Here is a 12,773-nt window from a genome sequence, read left to right on the forward strand (position 1 = left end):
AACCCCTGGCCGTCAGCCTAGATCAGTAGTAGCAACGTTGCGGGGCCGGTAAGAGTCCCGGACCGTCGAGGACGCTGTGCCCGGGTGCTTTTGAATTCAAGCTGCGGGCCGTCGGGGCAAACGCCGAGCTAGATGACGCCGACCAGGTCAGGCCGAGCGCAAAGAGTCAGGTTGTTGTGGACCTACCGGATCACCAGCCGCGACCCTCGCTGGAGCGGCTGATCCTCGGCTGTGGGCTGCACCACAAATCGGCGCTGCAGGTTTTCGATCAGGCGGTCGAGAGCTTTGCGGTCCTGCTCTTCGAGGCGCGCCGTGCGACGGAAGACGCACGCGCTTTCGGCGTCGCCTTTGGCCTCCGCGACGGCGATCGCCTTGTGGTAGCCGCCGATCCGCTGGTCGATCAGCCGGCGGTTCTGGGTGAGCAGACGCAGAAAATAGTCGGCCTGGCGCTGATCCGCGTTATCAGCGGCATGTGCGGCGCGATCAACAGCCGCGGCAGGCCGGTTCGCGGTCAGCGATCCTGCTTGATGAACATGCCCCGGGACGGGACGGACCGCGGCGCCGTGAGCCGTACGCCCGCGTCGGTCACGGGCACCACTCGACCGGTGCGGCGCCACCGGGAGTGCCTCCGGCTCCTCGGACAAACCAGCGAAGTCCATCGTTTCTCTCTCAACTGGCATTTCGGTATTCTGAGCGGTAACAATAACTCCCGGAATGTGGCCTGCGCCATATGCTTCGGCGCGACATCTAGGTCGCTTTTGCTAGCACAGAATAAGCGACAGGTCGGTCACTCGCAGTGGGTGATTACTTCCGGCACTCAGAGGCCTTGACCACAGGCCGGCGTCGGTCCATGGCCTGCGTCACACTGCGCGAAGCGACCACGGCTTTCCGTCCGGCTCGACCGCGGCGCCAAGCCCGGTCGTCGACGCCACCGACCCGGCGCCAAGCTGAGAGTGTTTGCCTGTTAGCCGTCCAATCCAACGCCCTAGCTACCATCTAGGGACTCAACGCGGGAACTCTCGCAGGAAGCCACAAGGGGGCATCGGTGAGCGAAGTGGGCGATACCCATGGTGACGACCCCGAGATCGGCCAATTCGACCCGGGGCTGACCCAGCGCCTGATGGGTGTGTTGCGCCCGGTGCTGAAGCGGTATTTCCGCTCCGAGGTGCACGGCCTGGACTCCTTCCCGCCCGGCGGCGCTCTGGTGGTCGGCAACCACTCCGGCGGAATGTTCCCGATGGATGTCCCGATCTTCAGCGTCGACTTCTACGACAAGTTCGGCTACGAGCGGCCGGTCTACACGCTGAGCCACGACATCTTGTTCATGGGCGTGACGGGCGGGCTGTTCCGGCGGACCGGCTACATCCGGGCCAACCGGGAGAACGCCGCCAAAGCGTTGCGCTCCGGCGGCGTGGTGGTCGTCTTTCCCGGCGGTGACTACGACGCCTACCGGCCGACGGCGGCGGAGAACGTCATCGACTTCAACGGCCGCAAGGGATATGTCAGCACGGCGATCGAGGCCGGCGTACCGATCGTTCCGGCGGTGTCCATCGGCGGCCAGGAGACCCAGCTGTACCTGACCCGCGGCACCTGGCTGGCCGAGCGCCTGGGCATCAAGCGCCTGCTGCGCAGCGCCATCCTGCCGGTTTCGTTCGGCTTCCCATTCGGGTTCAGCGCGGTCGTCCCACCGAATGTCCCGCTGCCCACCAAGATCATCACTCAGGTGCTGGAACCGATCGACATCACCGCGCAATTCGGCGAGGACCCCGACATCGACGCGGTCGACGAGCACGTGCGCTCGGTGATGCAGCAAGCCCTCAAAGACCTCGCCGCCAAGCGTCGCTTCCCGATTCTGGGCTGACGCATGCCATCTCCCCTCGACCAGGCTCGCGGCGTCTTGGGCGTCGTGGCGACGCTGCAACGCGCCGGGATGATCGCGCCGATGCGACCCGACCGCTACCTGAAGATGGCCGCGGCGATGCGTCGCGAAGGCATGGGCATGACGGTGGGTTTCGCCGGCGCCGCACAGCGCTGCCCGGACCGTCCGGCCCTGATCGACGAACTCGGAACGCTGACCTGGCGGCAGCTCGACGAGCGGATCAACGCCCTGGCGGCCGCACTGCAGGGCTTGGCGTCCGGCCAGCCGAAGGTCATCGGGATCATGTGCCGCAATCACCGCGGCTTCGTCGAGGCGGTGGTGGCCGCCAATCGGATCGGCTCCGACGTCGTGTTGCTGAACACCTCGTTCGCCGGGCCGGCGATGGCCGAAGTGGTCAACCGCGAAGGCGTGGACGCCGCGATCTACGACGAAGAGTTCACCGCGACGGTGGACCGCGCGCTGGCCGACAAACCGGACGCCACCCGCATCGTGGCCTGGACCGACCGGCCGCAGCAGGAGACCGTCGAGAAACTCATCACCGACCACCTCGGGCAGCAGCCGCAGCGCACCGGCCGCAAGGGCAAGATGATCCTGCTGACCTCAGGGACGACCGGAAGTCCCAAGGGCGCCAAGCAGTCCGGCGGCGGCGCCGGGATCGGCACCCTCAAGGCGATCCTGGACCGCACGCCGTGGCGTGCGGAGGAGACGATCGTGATCGTCGCCCCGATGTTCCACGCGTGGGGTTTCTCACAGTTGATCTTCGCCGCATCGATGGCGTGCACGATCGTCACCCGGCGCAAGTTCGACCCGGAGGCCACGCTGGATCTCGTCGACCGCCACCGGGCGACAGGCCTGGCCGTGGTCCCGGTGATGTTCGACCGCATCATGGACCTGCCCGACGACGTCCGAAACCGCTACAGCGGGCGCTCCCTTCGATTCGCCGCGGCGTCGGGTTCGCGGATGCGGCCCGACGTGGTGACCGCGTTCATGGATCAGTTCGGCGACGTGATCTACAACAACTACAACGCGACCGAGGCGGGCATGATCGCCACGGCCACGCCGGCGGACCTGCGTGCCGCGCCCGACACCGCCGGCCGGCCGGCTGGAGGAACCGAAATCCGAATCCTGGACCCGGAATTCAACGAAATGCCCACCGGTGAGGTCGGCACCATCTACGTCCGCAACGACACCCAATTCGACGGCTACACCTCCGGCAAGAGCAAGGATTTCCACGCCGGGTTCATGTCGTCGGGCGACGTCGGTTATCTCGATGAGGACGGACGGCTGTTCGTCGTGGGCCGCGACGACGAGATGATCGTCTCCGGCGGCGAGAACGTCTACCCGATCGAGGTGGAGAAAACCCTTGCCGCGCATCCGGAGGTGGCCGAGGCCGCGGTGATCGGCGTGGACGACGAGCAGTACGGCCAGCGACTGGCCGCGTTCGTGGTGCTCGGGCCCGGCTCGACCGCGACGCCCGACACGCTCAAACAACACGTCCGCGACAGCCTGGCCAATTACAAGGTGCCGCGCGAGATTTCGGTTCTCGAGGAGCTGCCCCGCAGCAGCACCGGCAAGATCGTGCGCACCGAATTGCAATCACGGGTGGGAGGCACATGAAGATCCGGCGAAGCCGCCGCCCTCGGCCGCTACTGCGCGCAGCAGTCGAATTACTCAACGCCACCAACGGATTACATCCGGTCAGCCGCAATCCCTACGCCTCGATCGCGGTGTTCTGGTTTGGCTGGCCGACCTCGGAGGTGCCGGGACTGTACGCGGGTGCCTCCATCCTGGATGCCGCGCGGCGCGCCCGCCGCGGCGACTTCGCCGGGCCGAAAGGCAAAGCGGCGCTGGCGCTGACGGCCGTGTCCTGGGCGATCCTCGGGGTAATCGGCTACCGCGGTGCGACCACCGCGGGCCCGGTGCTGGAATCCGGCCTGACCGAACAGCTCGGCCCCGACTACGCCGAGGAGCTGAAAGCCCTGCCTGCCGAGCCGACGCGCAGGGGCCGACGCAACCCGCCGCTGCGCACCACCGCGGCCCGGCGTCGCTTCGTCGAGAAAGAGAACATCGTGAGCTACGGACCGCATGGGCGGTCCAATTTGGCCGACGTCTGGCGCCGCCGCGACCTACCCCGCGACGGCAAGGCGCCGGTGCTGCTGCAGGTACCCGGCGGAGCGTGGATGATCGGCTGGCGCCGCCCGCAGGCGTATCCCTTGATGAGCCACCTGGTTTCGCGCGGCTGGGTCTGCGTGTCGATGAACTATCGCGTCGCTCCGCAGCACACCTGGCCCGACCACATCGTCGACGTCAAGCGGGCGCTGGCCTGGGTCAAGGAGAACATTGCGGCCTATGGCGGCGACCCGAATTTCGTTGCGATCAGCGGCGGTTCGGCCGGTGGCCACCTGTCGGCGCTGGCGGCCCTGACCCCCAACGACCCCAAATTCCAGCCGGGCTTCGAAGGGTCCGACACCTCGGTGGTGGCGGCCGTGCCGTTTTACGGCCGCTACGACTGGTATTCCACCGATGAGCCGGGACGCGCCCAATTCGTCGAGGTGCTCGAAAGATTAGTGGTCAAACGGAAACTCAGCACCCACCCGCACATCTATATGGATGCCTCACCGATCCGGTATGTACGGGCCGACGCACCACCGTTTTTCGTGTTGCACGGAACCGACGACTCACTCATCCCGGTGACCGAATCGCGCGAGTTCGTCCAGGAACTGCGGTCGGTGTCGAAGTCGCCCGTCGCATACGCCGAATTGCCCAGCGCCCAGCACGCTTTCGACATCTTCGGCTCCCCGCGTGCGAATCAATCGGCCGAGGCCGTGGCGCGGTTCTTGTCCTGGGTGTACGCGACGACGTATCCGCCCCGCGACTGACCGCCTAGCCCGACTCTATCGCTTTCTCAAGTTCGGTCAGCGCCGGTTCGATCGCGTCGGCCATGTCGTCGATGTCATTGGCGATCTCCGGCGTCGTCACGAAGCCGAAGTCCAGCGAGTCCTGGTAGGAGAAGCACGTGATGTTCAGGGCGACATCCATGACCGGCGGTCCGAGCGGCGCCAGCATGTCCAGTTTCGCGCCCGCCATGTACAGCGGGAACTGCGGGCCGGGCACGTTGGACACAACCAGGTTGATGGGTGCCAAGTTTCGCGACAACCCGCTGGCCGTGTACGCGCGTGCGGCCAGATGCAGCAGCCCCGGTGGCGTGGTCTCGGTGAGCCCCATGATCTGATGCGCCGACAGCGCCTTGGCCATTTCCTTGGCGCTTTGCGTGCTTTCGTGGATGGCGCGCAGCCGCTCGGCGGGGTTCTCAATATTGGTGGCAAGCGATACCGTCATCGAGCTCACCTTGTTGCCGACATCGCTTTTGTCGTCGTCGGTGCGGGTGGACACGGGGATCTGCGCAATGAGCGGTTTGGCGGGCAGTTCGCCACGTTTCTGCAAGTACTCGCGGGCGGCGCCGGCCACCAGTGCCAGTACCACGTCGTTGAGCTTGACACCGTACGCGGTCTTGACGGCCTTGACCCGGGCCAGCTCGACCCGGCTGCCGGTGATCCGGCGGTGCGGCGAGACGGATGCGTTGAACCGGGTTTTCGGCGCTTCGAAGTAGCCCGGCGGCCTGCTGGACAGGCCCAGTGCGGCGACCTGCTGGCGCACTGTCTGCTCCACGAGTCGGGCGATCCGGAACGGCGTCTTGACGCCGAGGTTGATCAGTGCGCCCACCGCGCGCCGCTCCAGGCCGGGAATTTGACTTCCGACCAGCGATCCCACCGTTTCCTGTTGCGGCGCACGCGGTTCCGGCGTCACATCCAACAGGATTTCGCCCAGCCCGGCACCGGAGACCCCGTCGACGATGGCGTGGTGCATCTTCGTCAGTGATGCGATCCGGCCGCCCTCGACGCCCTCGATCACCCACATCTCCCACAGCGGTCGGGACCGGTCCAGCTTGTAGGACATCAACCGGCCGACCAACTCTTCGAGCTCGCGGCGCCCGCCGGGCGCGGGCACGCCGATGCGGCGGATGTGGAAGTCGATGTCGAGGTCGTCGTCTTCGACGAACCACGGGCGGTCCAGGCCCAGCGGCGCACCGCTGACCCTCCAGCGCAGCTGCGGCAGTTCCGGCAGCCGTTCGATGATCAGCTCCCGGAGTCGCTCAAAGCTGTAGTCGGGCGCATCTTTGGGATCACAGATCGCCAACGCACCCACATGCATGTGCCAGCCCGCAGTTTCCGCAGACCAAAACGCCGCATCAACGCTCGAAAGCCGCTTCATGCGACGACCGTAGTCCTCGCCAGCAAATCGCGTCGCGCTATCCGCAACAATCCCACCCCGCGCCCCCCATATCCATCCCCCTCGCCGCTCAGCGGCTGGGCGGTACCCCCACGGTCGTCAAGCGTCCTCCAACAGGTCAGGCGTCACTGCCGACTCGGTGTCGGGGATGCCTTCCACCTTCGCCTTGCGGTCGGCCATCGACAGCAAACGCCGAATACGGCCTGCCACAGCATCTTTCGTCATCGGGGGGTCGGCAAGCCGACCCAGCTCCTCCAGCGAAGCCTGCCGGTGCTCGACGCGCAGTTTGCCGGCCGTGGCCAGATGATCGGGAACGGTGTCGCCGAGGATCTCCAGCGCCCGCTCCACCCGGGCCGCCGCCGCGACCGCGGCCCGTGCCGAGCGGCGCAGGTTGGCGTCGTCGAAATTGGCCAGCCGGTTGGCCGTCGCCCGGACCTCGCGACGCATCCGGCGTTCCTCCCAGATCAGCCGGGTGTCCTGGGCGCCCATCCGGGTCAGCAACGCGCCGATCGCCTCGCCGTCGCGCACCACCACGCGATCGGCACCGCGCACCTCCCGGGCCTTGGCACTGACCCCGAGCCTCCGCGCCGCACCCACCAACGCCAGCGCCGCCTCCGGGCCGGGGCAGCTGACCTCCAGCGCCGACGAACGTCCGGGCTCGGTCAGGGACCCGTGCGCCAAAAAGGCACCCCGCCACGCGGCTTCGGCGTCCCCGGTGCTGCCGCCGACGACCTGCGCCGGCAGACCGCGCACCGGGCGGCCCCGCATGTCGAGCAGCCCGGTCTGGCGGGCCAGCGCCTCACCGTCGTTGGCGACCCGCAGCACGTACCGGGTGCTCTTGCGAATCCCGCTGGCCGACAACACATGCACCACCGCGTTGTAGCCGTAGAGGTCGAAGATGTCCTTGCGCAGCCGGCGTGCGATGTTGCCCAGGTCCACCTCGGCCTCGACGACCACGCGGCCACCCACGATGTGCAACCCACCGGCGAAGCGCAGCAGGGAGGTGACCTCGGCTCGACGCGCGCTGACCGATTTCACTACCAAGCGGCTCAGCTCGTCCTTGACTTCGGTCGTCATCGCCACGCGTCGTCACCCCTTGGTCCGCCAGCCGGTCCGTTCACGCCCGTCGTTGAACTTTCACCGTCAACCCGAATCTCTGCGGTGGCCTTCGCCGAAGGCGCTGCCGGACCCGTGCGGCCCGTTCGGACCCCGTCCAGGGCCGCCGCAAGCTTGCCCGGATCATGTAAAGGTGTACCAGGTCGGGACACATCGGCGAAGTGGACCTCGGCCTTTAGCAGGGTCGCGGTGCGGCGCAGTTGCTCGCGTTCGCGCTCACTGGGCACTCGATCGGCATCGATGATGATGTCGTTGACAGTGAATCCGGGCGCGTGCTGGGCCAATACATGCAGATGACGCTCCACCGAGAAACCGGCAGTCTCTCCAGGTTCGGCGACCAAGTTGAGCACCAGGGCACGACGGGCCGAGGTGGCCTGCAGCGCCGCGGCCAGCTCCGGGACCAGCACGTGCGGCAGCACGCTGGTGAACCACGATCCGGGCCCCAGCACCACCAGGTCTGCGGCCATGATCGCGTCGACAGCCTGCCGGGTCGCCGGCGGGTCCGGCGGTAGAAGGCGCACCCGCCGCACCTTGCCCGGTGTGGTCGCGATCGCGACCTGACCGCGGATCAGCCGGAACATCCGGGGGTCGGCCTCCAGGCCGGACACGTCGGCCTCGATCTGCAGCGCGATCGGGCACATCGGCAGCACCCGGCCCTTGACGCCGAGGATGCGCCCCAGCTCGTCGAGGGCGGCGACCGGATCGGCCAGCACCTCGGACAGGCCGGCCAGCAGCAGGTTGCCGATCGGATGTCCGGCCAGCGCCCCAGTGCCGCCGAACCGGTGCTGCAGGATGGTCGCCCACAGTCGCCCGTGCGGGCTGTCAGATGCCAACGCCGCCAACGCCATTCGCAGATCTCCCGGCGGCACCACGTCCAATTCGCTGCGCAGCCGGCCCGAGGAGCCGCCGTCGTCGGCGACGGTCACCACGGCGGTGACGTAGGGGGTCAGCCGGCGCGCCGCGGACAGCGTCGCATACAGGCCGTGTCCGCCGCCCATCGCGACGATGCCCTCGCTTTGTGGCGGGCTCATTCGCGGCCCAGGTCCCGGTGCAGCACCCGCACCGACAGTTGTTGATCGGTCCGCAGCAACTGCATCAATGCCTCCGCGATCGCGACGCTGCGGTGCTTGCCGCCGGTGCAGCCGATCGCGACCGTCATGTAGCGCTTGCCCTCCCGGCGGTAGCCGTCGACAACCAGAGATAGCAACCGATGGTAAGCGTCGAGAAACTCCGCCGCGCCGGGCTGGCCCACCACGTAATCGCGCACCGCCGGATGTTGCCCGGTGAGTGGCCGCAACTCGTCGACCCAGTGCGGGTTCGGCAGAAAGCGCACATCCATCACCATGTCGGCGTCCATCGGCAGGCCGTACTTGAAGCCGAACGACTCGACCGTGACGCTCGTCGTCGCGCTCGCCTCGCCACCGAACGCCCGCTCGATGCTTTCCCGCAGGCCCCGCACCGACAGCGTCGAGGTGTCGATGATCAGGTCCGCGGTGGCGCGCACCGGTGCCAGCATCCGGCGCTCGGCCGCGATGCCCTCGGCCAGCGTCTGCTGGCCCTGCAGCGGGTGGCTGCGCCGATTCTGTTCGTAGCGACGCACCAGCATGTCGTCGGAGGCCTCCATGAACACCACGCGCGGGTTGATGTTGCGGGTGGCCAATTCGTTGCGTACCTCGTCGAGGTCGCCGGTGAATCCGCGCGACCGGACGTCCATCACCACGGCGAGCTGGGTGATCCGCGATCCGGCTGCCAGCCCGAAATCCACCATCCGGGTGATCAGCTGGGGTGGCAGGTTGTCGGCGACGTACCAGCCGAGGTCCTCGAGCACTTTCGCCGCCGTCCCCCGCCCGGCCCCCGACAAGCCGGTGACCAGAACGACGTCGATCCCCGCGGCGTCACCCGCGCGGCCGTCGGCCAGCTCCGCGTGCACGGCACCGGGCCGCTGCTCGCCGTCCCCGAAGTGGCCCGTCATGCCGAGGCTCCCGGTTGGCCGGCTTGCTCGGGTTCTCGCAGCGCCTGCAGGACGGCCGCGGCCGTTGCCACGCCGATACCCGGGACGGCAGTGATCTGGTCGACGGTGGCCTCCTTGAGGCGGGCTATCGATCCGAAGTGAGTGACCAGCGCCTTGCGGCGATGTTCTCCCAATCCTGGCACCGAATCCAGCGCCGACGCGGTCATTCGCTTGGATCGCTTGCTGCGATGGTAGGTGATCGCGAACCGGTGCGCCTCGTCACGGACGCGCTGCAGCAAATAAAGTCCCTCGCTGTTGCGCGGCAGGATGATGGGATCCGGCTCCGACGGCACCCACACCTCTTCCAGTCGCTTGGCCAGGCCGATCACCGCGACGTCGGTGACGCCGAGCTCCTCGAGAACGGCGCTGGCCGCGTTTACCTGGGGTGCGCCGCCGTCGACGACGTAGAGGTTGGGCGGGTAGGCGAACCGGCGTGATTTGCCCTCCGCGGAAAGCATATTCGGGTCACCCTGGTCGTGCAGGTGGCGCAGGAAGCGACGGCGGGTCACCTCGGCGATGGAGGCGACGTCATCGGAGCGGCCGAGACCTGCGGCTTCCCGGATCCCGAAGTGCCGGTAGTCGGACTTACGTGGCAGGCCGTCCTCGAATACCACCAGCGAGCCCACCACGTCGGTGCCCTGCACGTGGCTGACGTCGACACACTCGATCCGCAACGGCGCATCGGCCAACCCCAGCGCGTCCTGAATGTTCTGCAGTGCAGCCGATCTGGCGTTGAAGTCGCCGGCTCGCTTCAGCTTGTGTTGCTGCAGTGCCTCTTTCGCGTTGCGCTGCACGGTTTCGGCCAGCGCCCGCTTGTCGCCGCGGCGCGGCACCCGCAGCGCAACCCGAGATCCGCGCAGCCCGGACAGCCAGCTCGCCAACTCGTCGGCGTTGGACGGCAGACACGGCACCAGCACCTCGCGCGGAACCGGATTGGCGGCTTCGTCGGCAGCACCGCCCAGCTCCGCCTGGTCGCCGTAGAACTGCGTGAGGAACTGCTCGACCAACTGCTCTTCGCCCGAATCACCTGGGTCAGCAGACTTTTCGACAATCCACCCGCGCTGACCGCGGACCCGGCCACCGCGGACGTGAAACACTTGCACTGCCGCCTCAAGCTCGTCGTCGGCGAACGACACGACGTCGGCGTCGGTACCGTCGCCGAACACCACGGCCTGTTTCTCCATCGCCCGCTTCAGCGCGCCGATGTCATCACGAAGCCGTGCCGCCCGCTCGAAATCGAGTTCGTCCGAAGCCACCTGCATCTGCTGCTCCAGCTCGCGGGCAAACCGGTCGGTCTTGCCGGACAGGAAGTCGCAGAAGTCGTTGACGATTTGGCGATGCTGCTCGGCGCTGACCCTGCCGATGCAGGGCGCCGAACATTTGTCGATGTAACCGAGCAGACACGGACGGTCGATCTGCTTGTGCCGCTTGAATACTCCGCCCGAACAGGTTCGCGCGGGAAACACCCGGGTGAGCAGATCCAGCGTCTCCCGGATCGCCCACGCGTGCGAGTAGGGGCCGAAATAGCGCACCCCCTTACGCCGCGGGCCGCGATAGACCATCAGCCGTGGAAAGTCCTCATTGAGGGTCACGGCCAGCACCGGGTAGGACTTGTCGTCGCGGTAGCGGACATTGAAACGTGGATCGAATTCCTTGATCCAGTTGTATTCCAGCTGCAACGCCTCGACTTCGGTGTTCACCACCGTCCACTCGACCTTGGCCGCGGTGGTCACCATCTGCCGGGTGCGCGGATGCAGATTAGCGATGTCGGCGAAGTACGACGTCAGCCGGCTGCGCAGGCTCTTGGCTTTCCCGACGTAGATCACGCGACCGTGCGTGTCCCGGAACCGGTAGACGCCCGGCTCGACCGGAATGGATCCGGGAGCGGGACGATACGTGGCGGGATCTGGCACGCATCCAGGCTAGTAGCCCCTTCCGTCATGCCGTGGACGGCTGCGGGCTGCCGCGCCGCTGAACTGTGCCGCCTGACGCACTTCGGCGGCCGCGGAACTCAACGCATTGTTGGCGGCGGGTTACCGGCCGGGACGGGGCAATTTCGCCGTTGCCGAGCGATCCCGTACTTGTCACCGAGGCTCCATACCGGGCGGGCCAAGCCCTGGTCATGTTCGCCAGCAAGTGCGCCCAACCGGCGGCAAGGCCGACTACACTCGCCGACGATTGCTCGAGCGACGGCCCGAGCATGCCGATAATGCCGCGCAGCAGGTCCCCGAGCACCGAGAATCCCGGCAGCTGAAGTGCAGCTCACCCCACCGCTGAACCGCAGATCAGCGCGCCGGCGAACCGCCGCGGAGGCCGGCGCGGGCGAGGCCGACGGTTTGGGAGGCCTCGGTTCGGGATAAGCACCGTGTTAGCTGTGGCGCTAGAGTGGGTGCAACAGTTGGAGGGAGCTTCACATGAGCAAACGACCGTTGACCGGACTGGCCGTAGGGATTGGCTGTCTGGCAGTGTCGTTGAGCGCGGGGGCGGGGGTCGCATCAGCGACTCCCGATATCAGCCCGATGGTCAACACCACCTGCACGTATGACCAGGCGATGCGGGCAGTGCACGCGGAAAACCCGATGGCCGCCCAGTACCTGGACCAGTCGCCGCCCAACCTGCAATTTCTGCAGACATTCATGGCTTCGTCGCCGGACCAGCGGGTGAACCTGCTGAAGGCTATCCAGAACAACCCGGGAGCTGACCAGGCGTTCCCGATCTTCAAGCAGATGATGACCGACTGCAAGAACTACTGAGAAGCGTCAGATCGGCCGGCTGTCCAACTGGGCTCTTCGCTTCGCCGCCCAGTCCGCCATCGGAAAGCCGGGTTTGAAATCGCAGGCCGATAGCAGCAGGGTCGTCCGCGGGACCACGACCAGTCCGTAATCGCAGTTCCAATCCGGACGGGTCATGGTCCACACCAAGACACCGCTCGACGGTGTGCCGAAAGAACTGAGCCGCATCGGCCGAGCGTCCCCGAGGGGGGCGTGACCGACGGCGTCCCCGTGACATTTCGACACGGCGCCGAAGCCCTTCCACACCACCTCATGCGGATCCAACTTCTTGTCGTAGACGTCAACCGATTCGGCGTAGAGCGCCGGTCCGTTGACCCGGTATCCCGATTCGGCGTGGTCCGACGCGCGCGCCGGCCGCACCGGTGAATCCTTGAACAGCAGTGCCGCAGCGCATTCGGCCGGTTGCACGCTGGTGAAGTAGCTGTCACCCACCGGAATCGCTGTCGCCACACCGAGCGGAGTGGTGTCGCCGTCCTGCAGCAGCAAGTCGCGCGCCGGAATCCGCCCTTGCGCTGGTGAGGTGGACGTCGCAGGGCCGGACGGCGACTGTTCGGGGGCTCGGATCGCCCGGCCGCCGACCGATGTGGTGCACGCACACAGCGTCAATGCGACCAGAACCGATGCTGCGGCCGAACGCAATTGACCTGTCATCGGCCGATCCTACGACAATCTCGACGCTCGCGGT

Annotated in this window: 11 protein-coding genes; 4 read left to right on the forward strand and 7 right to left on the reverse strand. The window is 67.1% G+C overall.

Annotated features, from left to right (window positions below; all coding sequences use genetic code 11):
* Nucleotides 1-182: 182 nt before the first annotated feature.
* A complete protein-coding gene (locus ACZY0B_RS05395) occupies nt 183-680 on the reverse strand; it encodes a hypothetical protein (protein WP_463763001.1) in 498 nt (165 codons plus the stop codon).
* Between the two features lie 440 nt (nt 681-1,120).
* Here ACZY0B_RS05395 and ACZY0B_RS05400 point away from each other — a divergent pair, with 440 nt between their 5' ends.
* From ACZY0B_RS05400 to ACZY0B_RS05410, 3 genes are read left to right on the forward strand one after another with little or no spacing between them, the layout of a single operon-like run.
* Entirely contained in the window at nt 1,121-1,861 is a 741-nt protein-coding gene (locus ACZY0B_RS05400; protein ID WP_463763162.1) for a 1-acyl-sn-glycerol-3-phosphate acyltransferase, read from the forward strand.
* A 3-nt stretch (nt 1,862-1,864) separates the two neighbouring features.
* The gene (gene fadD12, locus ACZY0B_RS05405; protein ID WP_463763002.1) at nt 1,865-3,496 is read left to right on the forward strand and encodes an acyl-CoA ligase FadD12; all 1,632 of its coding nucleotides are present in this window, start codon (nt 1,865-1,867) and stop codon (nt 3,494-3,496) included.
* Nucleotides 3,493-4,758, forward strand: coding sequence for an alpha/beta hydrolase fold domain-containing protein (locus ACZY0B_RS05410; RefSeq protein WP_463763003.1), 1,266 nt, complete (start codon nt 3,493-3,495; stop codon nt 4,756-4,758). Before fadD12 ends, ACZY0B_RS05410 begins: the two co-directional genes overlap by 4 nt.
* Before the next feature lie 4 nt (nt 4,759-4,762).
* Here the strand turns inward: ACZY0B_RS05410 and ACZY0B_RS05415 are convergent, their stop codons facing one another.
* The 5 genes from ACZY0B_RS05415 to uvrC all read right to left on the reverse strand — a co-directional run bounded on the left by ACZY0B_RS05415 (nt 4,763) and on the right by uvrC (nt 11,209).
* Nucleotides 4,763-6,151 (reverse strand): WS/DGAT/MGAT family O-acyltransferase, encoded by a 1,389-nt coding sequence (locus ACZY0B_RS05415; protein WP_463763004.1) that lies wholly within the window; start codon nt 6,149-6,151, stop codon nt 4,763-4,765.
* 117 nt (nt 6,152-6,268) lie between these two features.
* Nucleotides 6,269-7,246 (reverse strand): DNA-binding protein WhiA, encoded by a 978-nt coding sequence (gene whiA / locus ACZY0B_RS05420; RefSeq protein WP_463763163.1) that lies wholly within the window; start codon nt 7,244-7,246, stop codon nt 6,269-6,271.
* Nucleotides 7,243-8,316 (reverse strand): YvcK family protein, encoded by a 1,074-nt coding sequence (locus tag ACZY0B_RS05425; RefSeq protein WP_463763005.1) that lies wholly within the window; start codon nt 8,314-8,316, stop codon nt 7,243-7,245. The genes whiA and ACZY0B_RS05425 overlap by 4 nt, the downstream gene beginning before the upstream one ends.
* Complete coding sequence (gene rapZ, locus ACZY0B_RS05430; protein ID WP_463763006.1) at nt 8,313-9,257, reverse strand: RNase adapter RapZ; 945 nt, start codon at nt 9,255-9,257, stop codon at nt 8,313-8,315. Before rapZ ends, ACZY0B_RS05425 begins: the two co-directional genes overlap by 4 nt.
* A complete protein-coding gene (uvrC, locus tag ACZY0B_RS05435; protein WP_463763007.1) occupies nt 9,254-11,209 on the reverse strand; it encodes an excinuclease ABC subunit UvrC in 1,956 nt (651 codons plus the stop codon). Before uvrC ends, rapZ begins: the two co-directional genes overlap by 4 nt.
* 501 nt (nt 11,210-11,710) lie before the next feature.
* Between uvrC and ACZY0B_RS05440 the strand changes: the two genes are divergently transcribed.
* Entirely contained in the window at nt 11,711-12,049 is a 339-nt protein-coding gene (locus tag ACZY0B_RS05440) for a hemophore-related protein (protein ID WP_463763008.1), read from the forward strand.
* 6 nt (nt 12,050-12,055) lie between these two features.
* Here ACZY0B_RS05440 and ACZY0B_RS05445 read toward each other — a convergent pair whose 3' ends face one another.
* On the reverse strand, nt 12,056-12,739 hold the full coding sequence (locus ACZY0B_RS05445; RefSeq protein ID WP_463763009.1) for a hypothetical protein: 684 nt from the start codon (nt 12,737-12,739) through the stop codon (nt 12,056-12,058).
* Nucleotides 12,740-12,773 lie beyond the last annotated feature (34 nt).

Source organism: Mycobacterium sp. IDUB_19, assembly GCF_055419445.1.